This window comes from Pseudomonas sp. GW821-FHT09C09 (assembly GCF_059418105.1).
Genome location: NZ_JBWKPF010000005.1, coordinates 265,750 through 286,415 on the forward strand (window position 1 = coordinate 265,750; position 20,666 = coordinate 286,415).

The window sequence follows — 20,666 nt, forward strand, 5'->3', positions numbered from 1 at the left end:
TACCCGCACGGAACAAGGAATAACCCTTTGAAGCTGGAACTCAAGAACAGCTTGTCGGTGAAGTTGCTCCGGGTCGTGCTCCTGTCGGCATTGATCGTCGGCGTGGTCTTGAGCTGCGCGCAGATTGTCTTCGATGCCTATAAAACCCGTCAGGCCGTCGCCGGCGATGCCGAACGCATCCTCGACATGTTCCGCGATCCCTCGACCCAGGCGGTCTACAGCCTGGACCGGGAAATGGGCATGCAGGTAATCGAAGGCCTGTTCCAGGACGACGCCGTGCGCCAGGCCTCCATCGGGCATCCCAACGAAGCGATGCTCGCGCAGAAATCCCGTGAATTGCAGCAATCCAGCAGCCGCTGGCTGACCGACCTGATCCTCGGCCAGGAACGCACCTTCACCACCCAACTGGTGGGGCGCGGTCCCTACAGCGAATATTACGGCGACCTGAGCATCACCCTCGACACCGCCACCTACGGCCAGGGTTTCATCGTCAGTTCGGTGATCATCTTCATTTCCGGCGTGTTGCGCGCCCTGGCCATGGGGCTGGTGCTGTATCTGGTCTATCACTGGCTGCTGACCAAGCCGCTGTCGCGGATCATCGAGCACCTCACGGAAATCAACCCGGATCGCCCCAGCGAACACAAGATTCCGCAGCTCAAGGGTCACGAGAAAAACGAACTCGGGATCTGGATCAACACCGCCAACCAGTTGCTCGAATCCATCGAACGCAACACCCATCTGCGCCACGAAGCGGAAAACAGCCTGCTGCGCATGGCCCAATACGACTTTCTCACCGGTCTGCCGAACCGCCAGCAGTTACAGCAGCAACTGGACAAGATCCTGGTGGACGCCGGCAAGCTGCAGCGCCGGGTTGCGGTTTTGTGCGTCGGGCTGGATGATTTCAAAGGCATCAACGAACAATTCAGCTACCAGACCGGCGACCAGTTGCTGCTGGCCCTGGCGGATCGACTGCGCGCCCACAGCGGACGCCTCGGCGCCCTCGCCCGACTGGGTGGCGACCAGTTCGCCCTGGTGCAGGCCGACATCGAACAGCCTTACGAAGCGGCGGAACTGGCGCAAAGCATCCTCGACGACCTGGAAGCCCCGTTCGCCCTCGATCATCAGGAAATCCGCCTGCGCGCCACCATCGGCATCACCCTGTTTCCGGAGGACGGCGACAGCACCGAGAAGCTGTTGCAGAAAGCCGAGCAGACCATGACCCTGGCCAAGACCCGCTCGCGCAATCGCTATCAGTTCTACATCGCCAGCGTCGACAGCGAGATGCGCCGCCGTCGCGAACTGGAAAAAGACCTGCGCGATGCCCTGCTGCGGGATCAGTTCTACCTCGTCTATCAACCACAGATCAGCTACCGCGATCACCGCGTGGTCGGCGTCGAGGCCCTGATCCGCTGGCAACACCCGGAGCACGGGCTGGTGCCGCCGGACCTGTTCATTCCGCTGGCCGAACAGAACGGCACGATCATCGCCATCGGCGAATGGGTGCTGGATCAGGCGTGCAAGCAACTGCGCGAATGGCACGATCAGGGTTTCGTCGACCTGCGCATGGCGGTCAACCTGTCCACCGTGCAACTGCACCACGCCGAGCTGCCGAGAGTGGTCAACAACCTGTTGCAGATGTACCGCCTGCCACCGCGCAGCCTGGAACTGGAAGTCACCGAAACCGGCCTGATGGAAGACATCAGCACCGCCGCCCAGCACTTGCTGAGCCTGCGCCGCTCCGGCGCACTGATCGCCATCGACGACTTCGGGACCGGCTACTCCTCGCTGAGTTATCTCAAGAGCCTGCCGCTGGACAAGATCAAGATCGACAAGAGCTTCGTCCAGGACCTGCTGGATGACGACGATGACGCGACCATCGTTCGCGCCATCATTCAACTGGGCAAGAGCCTGGGCATGCAGGTGATCGCCGAAGGCGTGGAAACCGCCGAACAGGAGACCTACATCATCTCCGAAGGCTGCCACGAAGGTCAGGGCTATCACTACAGCAAGCCGCTGCCGGCGAGGGAACTGAGCGTCTATCTCAAGCAGGCGCAACGCAGCAACGCCGCCATTCTCTGAAACCTCCGGCACTGGACTCCCCGCCACCGATACCGGGAAGAACCCGCGCCGTTGATCCAGCGCAACCCCTGCGCAAACAGGAAATATTTCCAGCTACAACCCTTTACACATAATGCGAAAGATTTGCATTATGTCGCAGCTTTTGCGCACCCCCGCGCCTGTCCACTCAATTACCGAAGCAGGATGTTCGCCATGATTCGTATGCCTCTGGCTACCGCCAGTCTGCTGGCCATCGCCATTTCCCTCGCCGGTTGCGGCGAAGGTAAAGACAAGGCCGCCGCTCCAGCTGCGCCGACGCCAGCCGCCAGCACCGCCGCACCGGCGACGCCTGCCGCTGCCGGTAAAGTCGACGAAGCCGCTGCCAAGGCTGTGGTCGCGCACTATGCCGACATGGTCTTCGCCGTTTACAGCGATGCCGAATCCACCGCGAAAACCCTGCAGACCACTATCGACGCATTCCTCGCCAAACCGAACGCCGAGACGCTGAAAGCCGCACGTGAAGCCTGGATCGCCGCCCGCGTTCCTTACCTGCAGAGCGAAGTGTTCCGCTTCGGCAACACCATCATCGACGACTGGGAAGGTCAGGTTAACTCCTGGCCGCTGGACGAAGGTCTGATCGACTACGTCGACAAATCCTACGAACACGCACTGGGCAACCCGGGCGCCACCGCCAACATCATCGCCAACACTGAAGTACAGGTCGGCGAAGACAAGGTCGACGTCAAGGACATCACGCCGGAAAAACTTGCCAGCCTGAACGAGCTGGGCGGTTCCGAAGCCAACGTTGCCACCGGCTACCACGCCATCGAATTCCTGCTCTGGGGCCAGGACCTGAACGGCACCGGCCCTGGCGCCGGCAACCGTCCGGCGTCGGACTACCTGGAAGGCGCCGGCGCTACCGGCGGCCACAACGATCGTCGTCGTGCCTACCTGAAAGCCGTGACCCAACTGCTGGTCAGCGACCTGGAAGAAATGGTCGGCAACTGGAAGCCGAACGTGGCCGACAACTACCGCGCCACCCTGGAAGCCGAACCGGCTGAAAGCGGCCTGCGCAAAATGCTGTTCGGCATGGGCAGCCTGTCCCTGGGCGAGCTGGCCGGCGAGCGCATGAAGGTGTCCCTGGAAGCGAACTCCCCGGAAGACGAACAGGACTGCTTCAGCGACAACACCCACAACTCGCACTTCTACGATGCCAAAGGCATTCGTAACGTCTACCTGGGCGAGTACACCCGCGTCGACGGCACCAAAATGACCGGCGCCAGCCTGTCGTCGCTGGTGGCCAAGGTTGACCCGGCTGCCGACACCGCCCTGAAAAACGATCTGGCCGCTACCGAAGCCAAGATCCAGGTCATGGTCGATCACGCCAACAAGGGTGAGCACTACGACCAGTTGATCGCTGCCGGCAACACCGCCGGTAACCAGATCGTCCGTGACGCCATCGCCTCGCTGGTCAAGCAGACCAGCTCGATCGAAGCGGCTGCCGGCAAACTGGGCATCAGCGACCTGAACCCGGACAACGCCGATCACGAGTTCTGATCGACAGTGTCTGACTGAACAAGGCGACCTTCGGGTCGCCTTGTTCGTTTCGGCCGGCCTGACTTGTATCAAGCAAACGATAATTCCTCTTATTCAAACCCCCTCGCCCTGTTAGACTTTGCGCCTTTATTTTTGCCCGTCCGCAGGAAGTCTGATGCCGTCGTTGCCTCTTCGCTTGTCCGCACTGTTTCTGGCCCTGGGCCTGAGTGCCTGCGATGACGCCCCGCGTTTCACCAAGGCCGAGCCCGGCGAAGCCCGCTCCGGCGGTGCCGCGACTGTGCGCAAGACCGATCAGAATTCATTTTCCCTGCCTTCTGCCAACCTGCCACCTTCGCGTCGGGTGGACTTCAGCGTCGGCAACAGTTTCTTTCGCAGCCCCTGGGTGATCGCGCCGTCGACCACCACCGCCCGCGATGGCCTGGGCCCGTTGTTCAATACCAACGCCTGTCAGGGTTGTCACATCAAGGACGGTCGCGGCCATCCACCGCCCCCGGATGCCCCAAACGCCGTATCGATGCTGGTGCGTCTGTCGATTCCCGATGCGCCGCAGTACGCCAGATTGATCGAGCAGGTCGGTGTGGTGCCGGAGCCTGTCTATGGCGGACAGTTCCAGGACATGGCCGTGCCTGGCGTCGCGCCGGAAGGCAAAGTGCGGGTCGATTACACGCCAGTACCGGTGCGTTTCAAGGACGGCACCGAAATCGAGCTGCGCAAACCGGTGCTGCAGTTCTCTCAGCTTGGCTACGGCCCGATGCACCCTGACACGCGTTTCTCCGCCCGGGTTGCGCCGCCGATGATCGGCCTGGGTCTGCTCGAAGCGATCCCCGAAGAAGCCATCCTCGCCAACGCCACTGCGCAGGCCAAAGAGAACAACGGCATCAACGGCCGGCCAAACCGGGTCTGGGACGATGCGCAGCAAAAGACCGTGATGGGCCGATTTGGCTGGAAAGCCGGACAACCGAACCTCAATCAACAAAATGTTCACGCGTTTTCTGGTGATATGGGCCTCACCACGAGCCTGAGACCGTTTGATGACTGCACCGACGCGCAAATCGCCTGCAAACAGGCGCCCAATGGCAACGGCCCGGACGGCGAACCTGAAGTCAGCGACAACATCCTGCGCCTGGTGCTGTTCTACACCCGCAACCTCGCCGTTCCCGCACGCCGTGGCGTCAACGATGCTCAGGTGCTGGCCGGCAAGAACCTGTTTTTCCAGGCGGGTTGTCAGTCCTGTCACACGCCGAAATACACCACCGCCGCCAACGCGGCCGAACCTGAACTGGCCAATCAAGTGATTCGCCCGTACAGCGATCTGCTGCTGCATGACATGGGCGAAGGCCTGGCCGACAACCGCAGCGAATTCCAGGCCAGCGGCCGCGACTGGCGCACGCCGCCGTTGTGGGGCATCGGCCTGACGCAGGCAGTCAGCGGTCACACCCAGTTTTTGCACGATGGCCGCGCCCGCAACTTGCTCGAAGCTGTGCTCTGGCATGGCGGCGAAGCCCGGGCGGCGAAGCAACAGGTTTTGTCTTTCAATGCCGAGCAGCGTGCCGCGCTGCTGGCGTTCTTGAATTCACTTTAAACACTTAAAAGAATCGGGAGCCCGACATGTTCCGTCCCAAGCTGTTGTTCACCAGCCTTGCCGCATTGGCCCTCGGCGCCTGTTCACCGCAGGATCCGCAAGCCGTCACCTCGGCCGCCATCGCCAAATCGGTGATCCTGCCGACCTACACCCGCTGGGTCGAAGCTGACCGGCAACTGGCCGTCAGCGCCCTCGCCTACTGCCAGGGCAAGGAAAACCTGGAGACCGCCCGCGCCGACTTCCTGCACGCGCAGAAAGCCTGGGCCGAACTGCAACCGCTGCTGATCGGCCCGCTGTCCGAAGGCAACCGCTCGTGGCAGGTGCAGTTCTGGCCGGACAAGAAAAACCTCGTCGGCCGTCAGGTCGAGCAATTGGTCACCGCCCAGCCGCAGATCGATGCCGCCGCCCTGGCCAAATCCAGCGTCGTGGTCCAGGGCCTGTCGGCCTACGAATACATCCTGTTCGACGCCAAGCCTGACGTAGCCAACGACGAACAGAAAGCCAAATACTGCCCGTTGCTGGTAGCCATCGGCGAACGCCAGAAACAACTGGCCGAAGAGATTCTGAGCAACTGGAACAACACCGACGGCATGCTCGCGCAGATGAGCAAGTTCCCCAACCAGCGCTACGCCGACTCCCACGAAGCGATCGCCGATCTGCTGCGGGTACAGGTCACCGCCCTCGACACCCTGAAGAAAAAACTCGGCACCCCGATGGGCCGTCAGAGCAAAGGCGTGCCGCAACCGTTCCAGGCCGATGCATGGCGCAGCCAGTCGTCGCTGACGGCGATGGAAGCCAGCCTCGCCGCCGCCAAGACCGTGTGGGAAGGCGTCGACAACAAAGGCTTGCGCGGCTTGCTGCCGGCCGAGCAGAAACCGTTGGCGGACAAGATCGACGCGGCGTACGCAGCCTCGCTCAAACTGTTCGGCAGCACTCAGCGCTCGCTGACCGAAATGCTCGAAGACGACGCCGGTCGCCAGCAGCTCAACGACATCTACGACAGCCTCAACGTCGTCCATCGCCTGCACGAAGGCGAACTGGCCAAGGCGCTGGGCATCCAACTGGGCTTCAACGCCAACGACGGTGACTGATGAGGGCAAGTGCCATGCTGCGACGCCAGGCTCTGACTTTAGGTAGTTTGCTGCTGGGAGCAGTGACACTGGGCGGCTGGACGCTGTTCAAGCGCAAGGATCAGAGCCCGCTGCTGCTGTCGGCGCGGGACGACACCGACGGCAAGCACTACGCCGTCGGTTATCGGCTGGACGGCACCCGGGTGTTCGCCACCGAAGTGGGTCAGCGCTGCCACGACATCATCAATCACCCGACGCTGCCGATCGCGCTGTTCGTTGCCCGCCGGCCGGGCACCGAGAGCTACCTGATCGACCTGCGCGACGGTGCATTGCTGCAAACCGTGACCTCACAACCGAACCGGCATTTCTACGGCCACGCCGTGATCCACCACAGCGGCGATTACCTGTACGCCACCGAGAACGACACCACCGATCCGGGCCGTGGCTTGCTCGGGGTCTACAAGTTCGAGGGTGAACGGCTGGTGCACAGTGGGGAGATTTCCACCCACGGTCTCGGCCCGCATCAAGTGTCGTGGATGCCCGACGGCGAAACCCTGGTGGTGGCCAACGGCGGGATTCGCACCGAGGCCGAAAGCCGGGTCGACATGAACCTCGACGCCATGGAGCCAAGCCTGGTGCTGATGCAACGCGACGGCACTTTGCTGAGCAAGGAAACCCTCGCCCAGCAGATGAACAGCGTGCGCCACCTGGGGATCGCCAGCGACGGCACCATCGTCGCCGGTCAGCAATTCATGGGCCCTTCCCAGGAGCGTTCCGAGCTGCTGGCGATCAAGCGTCCGGGCCAGCCGTTCGTGGCGTTCCCGGTGCCGGAGCATCAGTTGCAGTCGATGGGGCACTACACCGCCAGCGTCGCCGTACACAGCGAACTGCGTCTGGTGGCACTGACCGCACCGCGTGGCAACCGCTTCTTCATCTGGGATCTGGACAGCGGCGAAGTGCGCCTCGACGCACCGTTGCCCGACTGCGCCGGTGTCGGAGCGGTGAAGGACGGCTTTGTCGTGACTTCTGGGCAAGGACGTTGCCGCTACTACGATTGCCGCCAGGATGAACTGCTGGCCAAACCGCTGGATCTGCCCGCAGGGCTCTGGGACAACCATCTGCACCTGATGGCCTGAAAATCGCCGCCGGCCGTTCGGTCGGCGGTGCTCACCTCCTCCACCTCATCCCCTCCTACCCTGTAAAAACTGGCAGTTGGAATCCCTGCCGGAGTCGGGGTAATGTTCCCGCCTGTCTCGCCTGATTTTCTCCAAGGAACTGGAATATGCTGCGTCGCCGCATGCTGATCATGTTGGGTGTTGTACTGCTGATCGTTCTGCTTCTCGCCGGTTACAAGGCCTTCTCGATCTACACGATGATCCAGGGCTTTGCCAAACCGAAACCGCCGATCAGTGTCGCCGTGGCCACAGCCGCCGAGCGCCCGTGGCAGATGCGCCTGCCTACCGTCGGCACGCTCAAGGCGCTGCAAGGTGTCGAGTTGAGCCTGGAAGTGGCCGGCACCGTGACCGAGCTGAAGTTCGAATCAGGCCAGAAGGTCAAGGCCGGGCAACCGTTGCTGCAACTCGACAGCGCCGTCGAATCCGCACTGCTGGAAACCGCCAAGGCCGACCTCGGCCTGGCGCAACTGGACTTCGGCCGAGGCAGCCAGCTGGTGGGCAGCAGCGCGATTTCCAAGGGCGAATTCGACCGACTGTCGGCGGTGCTGCAAAAGAACCGCGCCACGGTCAATCAGCTCAATGCATCGCTGGCGAAAAAACGCATCGTCGCACCGTTCAGCGGCACCATCGGCATCCGTCAGGTGGACGTCGGCGACTACCTCGCCAGCGGCACGAAAATCGCCACCCTGCAGGATCTGAGCAGCCTCTACGCCGACTTCTATGTGCCCGAACAATCAGTGCCGAAACTGGCCATCGGCCAACCGGTACAGATTTCGGTAGCCGCGTATCCCGGGCAGAATTTTCCCGGCGCCGTCAGCGCAATCAACCCGATTGTCGAAAGCACCACCCGCAACATTCTGGTTCGCGCGACGCTGGCCAACCCCGATGGCAAGTTGCTGCCGGGCATGTTCGCCAGCCTTGAAGTGCTGCTGCCGGATCCGCAGAAACACATCGTCGTGCCGGAAAGCGCGATCACCTACACCCTCTATGGCAACTCGATCTACGTGGTCGGGCAGAAAAAGGCCGAGGACGGCAGCCTCGAAAAAGACGACAAGGGCCAGCCAGTGCTGATAGCCGAGCGTCGTTTTATTGAAACCGGTGAGCGCCGCGAAGGCTTGGTGATGATCAACAAGGGCGTGCAGAGCGGCGAACAAGTGGTGACGGCCGGCCAGATCAAACTGGACAACGGCGCCCACATCGCCATCAGCGAAGACAAGACCCTCGGCGAGCCGAACAGTCCGCGCCGCGCCGACTGATCAAGGAATCCTCATGGCCTTTACCGATCCGTTCATTCGCCGCCCGGTGCTCGCCACCGTGGTCAGCCTGCTGATTGTGCTGCTGGGCTTCCAGGCCTGGAGCAAGCTGCCGTTGCGCCAGTATCCGCAGATGGAAAACGCCCTGATCACGGTGACTACCGCCTATCCCGGGGCCAACGCCGAAACCATCCAGGGCTACATCACCCAGCCGATGCAACAGAGCCTGGCGAGCGCCGAAGGCATCGACTACATGACCTCGGTCAGTCGCCAGAACTTCTCGGTGATTTCGATCTACGCACGCATCGGCTCCAACAGCGACCGACTGTTCACCGAACTGCTGGCCAAGGCCAACGAGGTGAAGAACAAACTGCCGCAGGATGCCGAAGACCCGGTGCTGAGCAAGGAATCCGCCGATGCCTCGGCGCTGATGTACATCAGCTTCTTCAGCAAGGAATTGAGCAACCCGCAGATCACCGACTACCTGTCGCGGGTGATCCAGCCAAAACTGGCGACACTGCCAGGCATGGCCGAAGCCGAGATTCTGGGTAACCAGGTGTTCGCCATGCGCCTGTGGATCGACCCGGTAAAACTCGCCGGTTTCGGCCTCAGCGCCAGCGACGTGAGCAACGCGGTGCGCCAGTACAACTTCCTCTCCGCCGCCGGCGAGGTAAAAGGCGAGTACGTGGTCACCAGCATCAACGCCAACACCGAACTGAAGTCTGCCGAGGCCTTCGGCAAGATTCCGCTCAAGGTCAGTGGCGACAGCCGTGTACTGCTCAGCGATGTGGCGCGGGTGGAAATGGGCGCGGAGAACTACAACTCCATCAGTTCCTTCGGCGGCACGCCCTCGGTGTACATCGGGATCAAGGCCACCCCCGGCGCCAACCCGCTGGACGTGATCAAGGAAGTGCGCAAGATCATGCCGGAGCTGGAAGCCCAGTTGCCGCCCAACCTCAAGAGCGAGATCGCCTACGACGCCACGCTGTTCATCCAGGCCTCCATCGACGAAGTGGTGAAAACCCTGTTCGAAGCCGTGCTGATCGTGATCGTGGTGGTGTTCCTGTTTCTCGGCGCCCTGCGTTCGGTGGTGATCCCGGTGGTGACCATTCCGCTGTCGATGATCGGCGTGATGTTCTTCATGCAGATGATGGGTTACTCGATCAACCTGCTGACCCTGCTGGCGATGGTACTGGCCATCGGTCTGGTGGTGGACGATGCCATCGTCGTGGTGGAAAACATCCATCGGCATATCGAGGAAGGCAAGACCCCGCTGGAGGCCGCACTCGAAGGCGCCCGGGAAATCGCGATGCCGGTGGTGTCGATGACCATCACCCTGGCGGCGGTGTATGCGCCGATCGGTTTTCTGACCGGGCTGACCGGGGCCCTGTTCAAGGAGTTCGCGCTGACCCTCGCCGGGGCCGTGGTGATTTCCGGCATCGTCGCCCTGACCCTGTCGCCGATGATGTGCGCCCTGCTGTTGCGTCACGAGGAGAACCCCAGCGGGCTCGCCCATCGCCTCGACCGGATCTTCGAAAACCTCAAGCGACGCTACCAGAGCATGCTCCACGGCACGCTCAACACCCGGCCGGTGGTGCTGGTGTTCGCAGTGATCGTGCTGTGCCTGATTCCGGTGCTGCTCAAGTTCACCAAATCGGAACTGGCGCCGGACGAAGACCAGGGCATCATTTTCATGATGGCCAACGCGCCGCAACCGACCAACCTCGATTACCTGAACACCTACACCGAAGAATTCGTGAAGATCTTCAAGGAATTCCCGGAGTACTACTCCTCGTTCCAGATCAACGGCTACAACGGTGTGCAGAGCGGCATCGGTGGTTTCCTGCTCAAGCCATGGAACGAACGCAGCCGTACACAGATGCAGATTCTTCCCGAGGTGCAAGGCAAACTCGGCAGCATCCCGGGGCTGCAGATCTTCGGCTTCAACCTGCCCTCCCTGCCCGGCACCGGCGAGGGCCTGCCATTCGAATTCGTGATCAACACCGCCAACGACTACGAGCTGTTGCTGCAGGTGGCTGACCGGATCAAGAAGCGCGCGATGGAGTCGGGCAAGTTCGCGTTCGTCGACCTCGACCTGGCCTTCGACAAACCGGAAGTGGTGGTCGATATCGACCGTGCGAAAGCGGCGCAGATGGGCGTGTCGATGCAGGATCTGGGCGGCACGCTCGCCACCTTGCTCGGCGAGGCGGAAATCAACCGCTTCACCATCGAAGGTCGCAGCTACAAGGTGATCGCCCAGGTTGAACGGGCCTATCGCGATAACCCGGACTGGCTGAACAACTACTACGTGAAAAACACCCAGGGCGAGCTGTTGCCACTCTCGACCCTGATCACCGTGACCGACCGGGCACGCCCGCGACAGCTCAACCAGTTCCAGCAACTCAACGCGGCGAAGCTGTCCGGGTTTCCGCTGGTCAGCATGGGCGAGGCCATCGACAGCGTGGTGCAGATCGCACGGGAAGAGGCACCTGCCGGTTTTGCCTTCGACTACGGCGGTGCCTCACGGCAATTCGTCCAGGAAGGCAGTGCACTGTGGGTCACCTTCGCGCTGGCACTGGCGATCATTTTCCTGGTGCTGGCGGCGCAGTTCGAGAGTTTCCGCGACCCGCTGGTGATTCTGGTGACCGTACCGTTGTCGATTTGCGGGGCGCTGATTCCGCTGTTCCTCGGCTGGTCGAGCATGAATATCTACACCCAGGTCGGGCTGGTGACGCTGATTGGCCTGATCAGCAAGCACGGGATCCTGATCGTCGAATTCGCCAACCAGTTGCGCAAGGAAAAAGGCCTGACGGCCCGCGAGGCCGTTGAAGAGGCGGCGGCGATTCGCTTGCGTCCCGTGTTGATGACCACTGCCGCCATGGTGTTCGGCATGGTGCCGCTGATCATCGCCAGTGGCGCGGGCGCGGTGAGCCGTTTTGATATCGGTACGGTGATTGCCACCGGGATGTCGATCGGGACCCTGTTTACACTGTTCGTCCTGCCCTGTGTCTACACCGTGCTGGCCAAACCCGATCCCGCCCCCGCCCCGTAACCACCATTTTCACACGCGCACAAAAAAGGCCTCGCATCTGCGAGGCCTTTGGCACTCTTCAATCGATTCAACTCTGCGGCCTCATCCCTTGAGAAAGCCCGAACATGAACAGCAGCAAATCATGGTCGGGTTTGGTTGCCACGGAGGCTTTCGCCACCCGTGGCATCGGACAATGGGCATCGCTGCTCGATGCCCCGATCACTTGCATGCGTGGCTGTTCCCAGGCCGCCACCGCCAAAGATGCAACTGCCAAGGCTCCTACCAGAAACAAACCTCGCGCAATTTCTAGTTTCATCGCTATAAACCCTTGATAGCGCTGCCAAACGCCGTCTCATAAAAATAGACGAGTTTTTTCCAGTCCGTAGGGCTGAACGACGAGTGGCGGCGCAATTGTTTCATGTCATGGGAGGCCGCACGATAAGCGGTCAGACGCTGACGGCATTTTTCCAGATCGATCAGGGCCACTTCGACCTTGGCCGAGTCGCCTTCGCCGGTGACGCGGACAAAGACGTGCTTGATGTAAATGCAGCTGTGCTGCCAGCGGCCCTTGTGCATGCGGGCCAGGTTTTCGGCGAGGTCCTTGAGCACGCGTTCATACACGGCTTCACCGTACTGCTCGCGGCCACCTGCCGCTTCCCACTGTTCAAGCTCCTGGAAACCGTCCAGCGACTTGGTGACCAGCAACGCCCGCCACTTGTGCTGCGGATCAGGCTGGGCCCCGCAAAAAACGATTTCCGGCACCCGGACGCCGAGCTTGGTTACACCGGTCAGCGCATCCAGTTCACGCAATACGGTCGGCCGACCGAAGGGATGCAACCAGCTGCGATAGATATGTCCTGTCTGGCGTTTGGCATACAGCAGTTGACCATCGCGCCCGACCACACGCTGCACACCACTTTCGCCACCACGACGCACGTTGGGTTCTTCCACCCACTCACCGCGCTGGTTCCAGTAATAGTCAAAGCGATCCTGGGGAGCGACTCCCGTTTCTGCTGCAAATTGCACTGCCATCCTCTTACCTCTTGCGTAATACGTAAACTCGCCACATGGCATAGAGCGGAATGAAGTCCAGTTGTTCCTGGATCCTGAATCCTGCCTCTTCGAATTCCTTTTCGACCGTAGCGGCCGGTAACACAAACCGGTTCTGATAACCTTCCTGGCCGCGGCGTTTCTCGGCACGCTTGCGTTTCCAGGCCTTGAAATTGCCGTCTACCCACAACGAAACGATCACACTGTCCCGGGTAACGCGTTCGAACTCGCGCAAAATCGTCTGCCGATGCTCGGCCTCGCCGATGTGATGCAGCAGACGCATGCAGAAAATGCTGTCCACGGAGTTGTCAGGCAGCGCGATATCGAACGCCGAGGTGTGCAAGGGTTGTACCCGCTTCACCACATCCGCCGGCTGGGCCTGCATCGCCGTCTTGATCATCGACTCGGAATTGTCTGCCCCGATGATTACCCGATTGGGCTTTTCTGCCAGCAACGGCCAGAAACGCCCGGCACCGCACGGCAGATCCAGCACCAGACCCGGTTCGCCAACCAGCGTCAGCGCCTTGCGGGCCAACTGCTGATCACGCCAGTTGGACAGGCGACGCCCCAGACCATCCTGGTGCTTGCGCAGATATTTCTGCGCATGGTTGTCGTCGTACTTCTCGGAAAAATCGAGTTTGATCGGGCCGGCCATCATCGGGACTCCTGAATTGCTGATATCCCCACCTTATGCAGGGGCGTGTCAGCGTCAGGTCATCCCTTTGTGAAAAAAACGTCGCGTAAACCCACGAACTATTTCAAGGTTATACAGGTTTCGTTCAGGTTGGCAGCTTTTTTGTGCCATTTGGGAGGGATTCTTGTTTGCCCAGATCTACCTCGAAACGGCAGCCATTGGGCTCCATCGTACTCAAAGTGACGCTCCAGCCCTGGTTTTCACAGATGCGTTGCACCAATGACAACCCCAGTCCAAGGCCTTCTCCGCGTTTTTCGCTGCCGCGCACGAACGGTTTGAACATTTCCTCGCGCTTTTCCTCGGGAATGCCTACACCCGAGTCCTCGACCACGAAGCCGTTATCGTTGAGCGTCAGCCGAATGAAACCCTGCTCGGTGTAGTGCAGGGCATTACGCAGCAGGTTACCCATCACGGCATTGAGCAGTGTGGCGTTGTAAAGGGTGTCCGGCGGATTGCCCGGCTCGAAAATCAGCTTCAGCCCCTTGGATTCGATCGGCTCGCGCCACACGCCCAACAGATTGTCCGCCACCTGGCCGAGACTGTGCCGGGGCGCCGCCCCCGCATCTTCGCGCTGGGCACGGGCCAGCATCAGGAAGGTCTGCACCAGTTCGCGCATTTCTTCGCTGGCACGGGCAATTCGCTCGACCTGGGCGCGGCCGCGCTGATCGATGCCCGGGTTTTCCAGCAGCAGTTCACAGGAGGTGGCCAATACCATCAGTGGTGTGCGCAATTCGTGGCTGACGTCACTGGTGAACAACCGCTCACGGGTCAACGCCTGACGCAAGCGCCCGAGCGTCGCATCGAAGGCCACCGCCAGTTCACCCACTTCGTCAGCGGCATAGTCCGGCGCCAGCGGCGGTGCCAGCCCCAGCAACTGATCGCGATGACGCACCTGACGCGCCAGCCGGACCACCGGCGCCATCACCTTGCGCGCCAACACCCAGCCAAGGAAAACCGCCAGCGCCAGACTGAGCACGAAGCCTACCAGTACCACGGCAAACAGCACGCGCTCACGCTCTTCGAAATCGCTTTGATCCTGCAGCAACACGTAACGCCGACCGTCGACGATTTCGACCATCGCGTGATAGGACAGCTGTTCACGGAAGACTTCGTGGAACCCCGAATCCAGATGCCGCAGATCCTTGGGCAACTCGAAGTCCCCCGGACCACCGCTGAAATAGAACAACTGGTCCGGCTCCGGCCGATGGCTCCAGTCCGAAACGTTGTCCATCAGCAACAGACGCTGCAGGTCGCCGCCCAGTCCGGCAGAAATCAGTTTCTCTTCCACCAGGTGCACGGTCGCGACAATGCCCATGGCGAAGGCCCCCGCCACCAGTGCGCTCATCAGCGCAAAGGCGATGATGATCCGCTGGGCAAGGCTCTGCTTAAACTCCATCGCGGCCCTCGGCCAAGCGATAACCCACGCCGTGCACGGTGTGCAGCAGTGGTTTGGCGAACGGTTTGTCGATCACCTGACGCAATTGGTGGACGTGGCTGCGCAGGCTGTCGCTGTCCGGGCAATCGTCGCCCCACAGGGCTTCTTCGAGAATTTCCCGACGCAGGACGTGCGGGCTCTTCTGCATCAGCACCGCGAGCAGTTTCAGGCCCACCGGGTTGAGCTTGAGCAGCTTGCCTTCGCGGGTCACTTCCAGTGTATCGAGGTCGTAGCTCAGGTCGCCGACCTGCAGGGAACGGCGACCGCCGCCCTGGGTCCGACGCATCACCGCCTCGATCCGCGCTGCCAGCTCCGACAGCGCGAAGGGCTTGACCAGGTAATCGTCAGCCCCGGACTTGAAGCCCTGCAAGCGGTCATCGAGCTGATCGCGGGCAGTGAGCATGATCACCGGCGTGTCGCGACGGGCATCTTCGCGCAGGCGTTTGCAGAGGGTGTAGCCGTCGATACCCGGCAGCATGATGTCGAGCACGATCAGGTCATAGTGCTCGGTGGCAGCCAGATGCAGGCCCGACAGACCGTCCTGGGCGCAATCGACGGTATAGCCTTTCAGGCCCAGGTAATCGGCCAGGTTGGCCAGGATATCGCGGTTGTCTTCGACCAATAGAATTCGCATGGGCACCTCTTCCGTACACAGTAACGGCCGTCATGGCCCGCGCAGCTTAAGGCCTGTTTCGGCTCAGGGCCAGCGCTGGTGCCCCGGCGGATGAAATTGCCCGGAAGAAATAAATCTTTAACAAAGTTTTCACTATCGATTCACAACCTGACTACAGTGGCGCCGCGAAACTCCCGCGCCATTGATAAAAGGAAAAGAAAACAATGGGTTTCTTCAAGACAGCGCCTATGCGCTATCTGTTGTTGGTCACCGGCGCCTGGCTGGTCGTGTTTCTCCTCACCCGCACCGTACTGCTGCTGACTCATCTGGATGAGGCCGGTGGCGGTGCGCTGTCCGTGTTCGGCGTCGGCCTGGTCTACGACCTGGGCTTCCTCGCCTACGCGGCCCTGCCGATGGGCCTGTATCTGCTGCTGTGCCCGCCGGGCCTGTGGCGGCGGCGCGGTCACCGCTGGTTCCTGCAGGGGCTGTTGACGGTCAGCCTGTACGCCATGCTGTTCACGGCGGTGGCCGAGTGGCTGTTCTGGGATGAGTTCGGGGTGCGCTTCAATTTCATCGCCGTCGATTATCTGGTGTATTCCGACGAAGTGCTGAACAACGTGCTGGAGTCCTACCCGATCGGCAAGTTGCTGAGCATCCTGGCGGTGCTGGCCATCGCGTTGAGTTTCGCGCTGCGCAAACCGTTCAACGCGGCACTGGATGCCCCGCTGCCGCCATTGCGCGGGCGCCTGCTCAATGCATTGGCGCTGCTGGTGGTCGCGGGTCTGAGCCTGCAACTGATCAGCCAGGACGCCCCGCGCGCCCAGGGCGGCAACGCCTATCAGAACGAACTGGCGAGCAACGGCCCTTATCAGTTCTTCGCCGCATTCCGTAACAACGAGCTGGATTACAGCCAGTTCTACAAGAGCCTGCCAGCGGACAAAGTCGCCGGTCAGATGCGTGCAGAACTGAACGAGCCCAATGCCCGCTTCGTCGGTCAGGATCCACAGGACATCCGTCGCGATATCGACAATCCGGGCGTCACCCGCAAGCCGAACATCGTGCTAGTGACCATCGAAAGCCTCAGCGCCAAATACCTGGGCAGCAATGGTGATGGCCGCAACCTGACGCCGAACCTCGACGCGTTGCGCAAGCAGAGCCTGTACTTCAACAATTTCTATGCCACCGGCACCCGCACCGACCGCGGTCTGGAAGCCATCACTTTGGCCATTCCGCCGACGCCGGGCCGTTCGATCGTCAAGCGCATCGGTCGCGAAAGCGGTTTCGCCAGCCTCGGCCAGCAATTGAGTGCGGTCGGCTATGACAGCGTGTTCGTCTACGGTGGCCGTGGTTACTTCGACAACATGAACGCGTTCTTCAGCGGCAACGGCTACCGCGTTGTCGACCAGAGCAGCGTCGATGAGTCGGAGATTCACTTCAAGAATGCCTGGGGCATGGCCGACGAGGATCTGTACAAGCAGACGCTGAAACTGGCGGACGCCGACTACGCCAAGCAGCAGCCTTTCCTGTTGCAGCTGATGACCACCTCCAACCATCGTCCGTACACCTACCCGGAAAACCGCATCGACATCAAATCCGGCAACGGTCGTGATGGTGCGGTGAAGTACACCGACTACGCCATCGGCCAGTTCCTGGAGCAGGCGCGGCAGAAACCGTGGTTCGACAACACGATCTTCATCTTCGTCGCCGACCACACCGCCGGCAGCGCGGGCAAGGAAGACCTGCCGATCACCAACTACCAGATCCCGCTGTTCATCTATGCACCGAAGCTGATCGAAGCACGTGAAAACGCACAACTGGCCAGCCAGATCGACCTCGCGCCGACGCTGCTGGGACTGTTGAACCTGGATTACCAATCGACGTTCTTCGGTCGCAACCTGCTGGCGGACAACCCGCTGCCACCTCGGGTCGTGGTGGGCAACTATCAGCATCTGGGACTGTTCGACGGCAAGGATCTGGCGATCCTCAGCCCGCGCCAGGGCCTGCGTCGACATGACGACGCATTGACCGAAAGCCGCGAGTCCCGGGTCAACAGCGACGACCCGCTGGTCAGCCGCGCCATCTCGTATTACCAAACCGCCAGTTATGGCTTCAAGCAACAGCTGCTTGGCTGGAAAGCACCCAAGGAGGGTGCCGCGCAAGTCAGCGATCGTTAATCGAAGCGCCCCGGACTGATGCTCCGGGGCGTTTTCCCGTTCTGGACCCGTCATGTCATCAAGCGTTGTACGCCCTGCCCCTCGCCCGCTGAACTTCTGGCTGTGCCTGGGGATTCCCGCCGTCGCGGCCGCCCTTCTGATCCTGCTGGAACTGACCGATCTGGACATGAACCTGGCCCGGATGTTCTACGACCCCGCCGCCGGCGACTTCATCGGGCGCCACAGTTACTTCCTGGAAAACATCCTTCACGATCGCGCCAAGCAAGTGGTGATCGCGTTTTCGGTGTTCGCCGTCATTGGTTTCATCGGTGCGTTTTTCATCGACCGGATCAAACCGTACAAGCGTGAACTGGGCTGTCTGGTGCTGTCCCTGGGCCTGGCGACCTCATTCGTGACACCGATGAAAGCCGTAACCGCCGTGCAGTGCCCGTGGAGCCTCGAGCAGTTCGGCGGCCATGAAACCTACAGCAAACTGCTGGATCACCGCCCGCCGACCGACAAGCCCGGACGCTGCTGGCCCGGTGGTCATGCGGCAACGGGGTTCACCCTGTTTGCGCTGTTCTTCGTGCTGCGTGACCGTCGCCCGCGACTGGCGCGACAGGCGTTCATCTTCGCCTTTGCGCTGGGCTCGGTGTTCTCGATCAGCCGGATGATGCAGGGCGCGCACTTCTTTTCGCACAACGTGTGGACGGCGATTTTCTGCTGGCTGATCTGTCTGGGGTCGTATTACTGGGTGCTGTATCGCCCGACAGTCAAAGCTGAAGCGGTCATGAAGGCACAACCGGTAAACGCCTGATTACTCAAACGCCAGATAACAAAATCAGGACAATAAAAAACCCCGCCTGCTCATCGCAGGCGGGGTTTTTCGTTTCGGGGTAAGGCTGGCTTACATCATGCCGCCCATGCCACCCATGCCGCCCATGTCCGGCATACCGCCGCCAGCAGCACCTTCTTTCTTCGGTGCGTCAGCAACAGCGGCTTCGGTGGTCAGGATCAGACCGCCGATCGACGATGCAGCTTGCAGAGCCGAACGGGTTACCTTGGTTGGGTCCAGGATGCCCATTTCGATCATGTCGCCGTATTCGCCAGTCGCAGCGTTGTAACCGAAGTTACCTTTGCCGTTCTTGACTTCGTTGACCACAACGCTTGGCTCGTCGCCGCTGTTGGCAGCGATCTGACGCAGCGGTGCTTCAACGGCGCGACGCAGAACAGCGATACCTACGTCCTGGTCGGCGTTGTCGCCTTTCAGGTTGATGATCGCGTTCAGAGCGCGGATCAGCGCAACGCCACCGCCAGGTACCACGCCTTCTTCAACGGCTGCACGGGTTGCGTGCAGGGCGTCTTCAACGCGGGCTTTCTTCTCTTTCATTTCAACTTCGGAACCGGCACCAACCTTGATCACCGCAACGCCGCCGGACAGCTTGGCCAGACGCTCTTGCAGTTTTTCACGGTCGTAGTCCGAGGAAGTCTCGGCAACCTGGGCACGGATCTGAGCGATACGCGCCTGGATGTCGCCTTCAACGCCAGCACCGTCAACGATGATGGTGTTTTCTTTCGACAGGGTCACGCGCTTGGCGCTGCCCAGGTGTTCCAGAGTGGTGCTTTCCAGGCTCAGGCCGATCTCTTCGGAGATAACGGTACCGCCGGTCAGAACGGCGATGTCCTGCAGCATGGCCTTGCGACGGTCGCCGAAGCCTGGAGCCTTGACGGCTGCGACTTTGACGATGCCACGCATGTTGTTCACAACCAGAGTCGCCAGGGCTTCGCCTTCAACGTCTTCGGCAACGATCAGCAGTGGACGGCCGGCTTTGGCAACGGCTTCCAGCACTGGCAGCATTTCGCGGATGTTCGAGATCTTCTTGTCGACCAGCAGGATCAGCGCGCCTTCCAGCTCGGCAACCATGGTTTCCGGCTTGTTGACGAAGTACGGGGACAGGTAGCCACGGTCGAACTGCATGCCTTCTACGACCGACAGTTCGTTTTCCAGGCCCGAGCCTTCTTCAACGGTGATCACGCCTTCTTTACCGACTTTTTCCATGGCTTCGGCAATGATGTCGCCGATGGAGTTGTCGGAGTTGGCGGAGATGGTGCCAACCTGAGCGATCGCTTTGGTGTCGGTGCATGGTGCGGACAGCTTTTTCAGCTCGGCAACGACAGCGATGGTCGCTTTGTCGATACCGCGCTTCAGGTCCATCGGGTTCATGCCGGCAGCGACGGCTTTCAGGCCTTCGTTGACGATCGACTGAGCCAGAACGGTAGCGGTGGTAGTACCGTCACCAGCGTCATCGTTGGCACGGGAGGCAACGTCTTTGACCAGCTGCGCGCCCATGTTTTCGAAACGGTCTTCCAGCTCGATTTCCTTGGCAACGGAAACGCCGTCCTTGGTGATGGTCGGAGCGCCGAAGCTCTTCTCGAGGATCACGTTACGGCCTTTCGGGCCCAGGGTCGCTTTTACCGCGTCAGCCAGGACGTTTACGCCAACCAGCATTTTCTTGCGGGCGGAATCGCCGAATTTAACTTCTTTAGCAGCCATGATCGATATTCCTTAAATACTTTGTAGTAGCGGGAAAATGAACGGGGGTAATCAGCCTTCGATAACGGCGAGGATTTCGTTCTCGCTCATTACCAGCAGGTCTTCGCCGTCGACTTTCACGGTGTTGCTGCCGGAGTACGGACCGAACACAACCTTGTCGCCCACTTTCACGGACAGTGCGCGCACTTCACCGCTTTCCAGTGCCTTGCCCGGGCCTACAGCCAGAATCTCACCGTGGTTGGCTTTTTCAGCAGCCGAACCTGGCAGGACGATACCGCCAGCGGTTTTCTTTTCTTCTTCGCTGCGACGGATGACGACGCGGTCATGCAGAGGACGAAGCTTCATTGTCGATCTCTCCTAATTGTGGTTTTCATCGGCCGGTGTAGTCCCGGCGGGTTTAACGAATCCGGCCTGCGCCGGTTGCGGCTCGTCGAGCGAACC

At 60.9% G+C, this 20,666-nt stretch carries 16 protein-coding genes; 9 read left to right on the top strand and 7 right to left on the bottom strand.

Annotation, left to right across the window (positions count from 1 at the left end; all coding sequences use genetic code 11):
* Nucleotides 1-27 precede the first annotated feature (27 nt).
* From AC07NR_RS17790 to AC07NR_RS17820, 7 genes are all read left to right on the top strand, one after another.
* Complete coding sequence (locus AC07NR_RS17790) at nucleotides 28-2,079, top strand: putative bifunctional diguanylate cyclase/phosphodiesterase (RefSeq protein ID WP_085709556.1); 2,052 nt, start codon at nucleotides 28-30, stop codon at nucleotides 2,077-2,079.
* 192 nt (nucleotides 2,080-2,271) lie between these two features.
* Nucleotides 2,272-3,615 (top strand): imelysin family protein, encoded by a 1,344-nt coding sequence (locus AC07NR_RS17795; RefSeq protein ID WP_495079066.1) that lies wholly within the window; start codon nucleotides 2,272-2,274, stop codon nucleotides 3,613-3,615.
* 154 nt (nucleotides 3,616-3,769) lie between these two features.
* A complete protein-coding gene (locus tag AC07NR_RS17800) occupies nucleotides 3,770-5,197 on the top strand; it encodes a di-heme oxidoreductase family protein (RefSeq protein ID WP_495079067.1) in 1,428 nt (475 codons plus the stop codon).
* 26 nt (nucleotides 5,198-5,223) lie between these two features.
* Entirely contained in the window at nucleotides 5,224-6,288 is a 1,065-nt protein-coding gene (locus tag AC07NR_RS17805; RefSeq protein WP_134827940.1) for an imelysin family protein, read from the top strand.
* 14 nt (nucleotides 6,289-6,302) lie between these two features.
* Nucleotides 6,303-7,403 (top strand): DUF1513 domain-containing protein, encoded by a 1,101-nt coding sequence (locus AC07NR_RS17810; RefSeq protein WP_085709552.1) that lies wholly within the window; start codon nucleotides 6,303-6,305, stop codon nucleotides 7,401-7,403.
* A gap of 146 nt (nucleotides 7,404-7,549) precedes the next feature.
* Nucleotides 7,550-8,698, top strand: a complete 1,149-nt coding sequence (locus AC07NR_RS17815) for an efflux RND transporter periplasmic adaptor subunit (protein WP_495079068.1) — start codon at nucleotides 7,550-7,552, stop codon at nucleotides 8,696-8,698.
* A 13-nt stretch (nucleotides 8,699-8,711) separates the two neighbouring features.
* Nucleotides 8,712-11,747 carry a multidrug efflux RND transporter permease subunit gene (locus AC07NR_RS17820; protein WP_265813384.1) on the top strand — a complete coding sequence of 1,012 codons (3,036 nt, stop codon included), beginning with the start codon at nucleotides 8,712-8,714 and terminating at the stop codon, nucleotides 11,745-11,747.
* A gap of 67 nt (nucleotides 11,748-11,814) precedes the next feature.
* Here AC07NR_RS17820 and AC07NR_RS17825 read toward each other — a convergent pair whose 3' ends face one another.
* From AC07NR_RS17825 to colR, 5 genes are all read right to left on the bottom strand, one after another.
* A complete protein-coding gene (locus AC07NR_RS17825; protein WP_114885184.1) occupies nucleotides 11,815-12,042 on the bottom strand; it encodes a hypothetical protein in 228 nt (75 codons plus the stop codon).
* A gap of 2 nt (nucleotides 12,043-12,044) precedes the next feature.
* Complete coding sequence (locus tag AC07NR_RS17830) at nucleotides 12,045-12,758, bottom strand: lipopolysaccharide kinase InaA family protein (protein WP_495079069.1); 714 nt, start codon at nucleotides 12,756-12,758, stop codon at nucleotides 12,045-12,047.
* A gap of 4 nt (nucleotides 12,759-12,762) precedes the next feature.
* A complete protein-coding gene (locus tag AC07NR_RS17835) occupies nucleotides 12,763-13,431 on the bottom strand; it encodes a class I SAM-dependent methyltransferase (RefSeq protein ID WP_114886777.1) in 669 nt (222 codons plus the stop codon).
* Between the two features lie 124 nt (nucleotides 13,432-13,555).
* A complete protein-coding gene (locus tag AC07NR_RS17840; RefSeq protein WP_432217597.1) occupies nucleotides 13,556-14,866 on the bottom strand; it encodes a sensor histidine kinase in 1,311 nt (436 codons plus the stop codon).
* Nucleotides 14,856-15,539, bottom strand: a complete 684-nt coding sequence (gene colR / locus AC07NR_RS17845) for a two-component system response regulator ColR (protein WP_085709546.1) — start codon at nucleotides 15,537-15,539, stop codon at nucleotides 14,856-14,858. Before colR ends, AC07NR_RS17840 begins: the two co-directional genes overlap by 11 nt.
* Nucleotides 15,540-15,742: 203 nt before the next feature.
* Between colR and AC07NR_RS17850 the strand changes: the two genes are divergently transcribed.
* Both AC07NR_RS17850 and AC07NR_RS17855 read left to right on the top strand, forming a co-directional pair.
* Entirely contained in the window at nucleotides 15,743-17,692 is a 1,950-nt protein-coding gene (locus tag AC07NR_RS17850) for an LTA synthase family protein (protein ID WP_134827945.1), read from the top strand.
* Nucleotides 17,693-17,744: 52 nt separating this feature from the next.
* Nucleotides 17,745-18,488 carry a phosphatase PAP2 family protein gene (locus AC07NR_RS17855; protein WP_408985996.1) on the top strand — a complete coding sequence of 248 codons (744 nt, stop codon included), beginning with the start codon at nucleotides 17,745-17,747 and terminating at the stop codon, nucleotides 18,486-18,488.
* Between the two features lie 90 nt (nucleotides 18,489-18,578).
* On the opposite strand, the gene groL is transcribed toward AC07NR_RS17855, so the two are convergent.
* Nucleotides 18,579-20,225 (bottom strand): chaperonin GroEL, encoded by a 1,647-nt coding sequence (groL, locus tag AC07NR_RS17860; protein ID WP_495079070.1) that lies wholly within the window; start codon nucleotides 20,223-20,225, stop codon nucleotides 18,579-18,581.
* A gap of 51 nt (nucleotides 20,226-20,276) precedes the next feature.
* Nucleotides 20,277-20,570 (bottom strand): co-chaperone GroES, encoded by a 294-nt coding sequence (locus AC07NR_RS17865; RefSeq protein ID WP_011335724.1) that lies wholly within the window; start codon nucleotides 20,568-20,570, stop codon nucleotides 20,277-20,279.
* Between the last annotated feature and the right edge of the window lie 96 nt (nucleotides 20,571-20,666).

What these genes read in the sequence shown, in the direction of transcription:
- AC07NR_RS17820 (WP_265813384.1), top strand. Translation starts at nt 8,712, where the DNA reads ATGGCCTTTACCGATCCGTTCATTCGCCGCCCGGTGCTCGCCACCGTG.
- AC07NR_RS17830 (WP_495079069.1), bottom strand. Translation starts at nt 12,758, where the DNA reads ATGGCAGTGCAATTTGCAGCAGAAACGGGAGTCGCTCCCCAGGATCGC.
- AC07NR_RS17815 (WP_495079068.1), top strand. Translation starts at nt 7,550, where the DNA reads ATGCTGCGTCGCCGCATGCTGATCATGTTGGGTGTTGTACTGCTGATC.
- groL (WP_495079070.1), bottom strand. Translation starts at nt 20,225, where the DNA reads ATGGCTGCTAAAGAAGTTAAATTCGGCGATTCCGCCCGCAAGAAAATG.
- AC07NR_RS17805 (WP_134827940.1), top strand. Translation starts at nt 5,224, where the DNA reads ATGTTCCGTCCCAAGCTGTTGTTCACCAGCCTTGCCGCATTGGCCCTC.
- AC07NR_RS17825 (WP_114885184.1), bottom strand. Translation starts at nt 12,042, where the DNA reads ATGAAACTAGAAATTGCGCGAGGTTTGTTTCTGGTAGGAGCCTTGGCA.
- AC07NR_RS17850 (WP_134827945.1), top strand. Translation starts at nt 15,743, where the DNA reads ATGGGTTTCTTCAAGACAGCGCCTATGCGCTATCTGTTGTTGGTCACC.
- AC07NR_RS17865 (WP_011335724.1), bottom strand. Translation starts at nt 20,570, where the DNA reads ATGAAGCTTCGTCCTCTGCATGACCGCGTCGTCATCCGTCGCAGCGAA.
- AC07NR_RS17840 (WP_432217597.1), bottom strand. Translation starts at nt 14,866, where the DNA reads ATGGAGTTTAAGCAGAGCCTTGCCCAGCGGATCATCATCGCCTTTGCG.
- AC07NR_RS17835 (WP_114886777.1), bottom strand. Translation starts at nt 13,431, where the DNA reads ATGGCCGGCCCGATCAAACTCGATTTTTCCGAGAAGTACGACGACAAC.
- AC07NR_RS17795 (WP_495079066.1), top strand. Translation starts at nt 2,272, where the DNA reads ATGATTCGTATGCCTCTGGCTACCGCCAGTCTGCTGGCCATCGCCATT.
- colR (WP_085709546.1), bottom strand. Translation starts at nt 15,539, where the DNA reads ATGCGAATTCTATTGGTCGAAGACAACCGCGATATCCTGGCCAACCTG.
- AC07NR_RS17800 (WP_495079067.1), top strand. Translation starts at nt 3,770, where the DNA reads ATGCCGTCGTTGCCTCTTCGCTTGTCCGCACTGTTTCTGGCCCTGGGC.
- AC07NR_RS17855 (WP_408985996.1), top strand. Translation starts at nt 17,745, where the DNA reads ATGTCATCAAGCGTTGTACGCCCTGCCCCTCGCCCGCTGAACTTCTGG.
- AC07NR_RS17810 (WP_085709552.1), top strand. Translation starts at nt 6,303, where the DNA reads ATGCTGCGACGCCAGGCTCTGACTTTAGGTAGTTTGCTGCTGGGAGCA.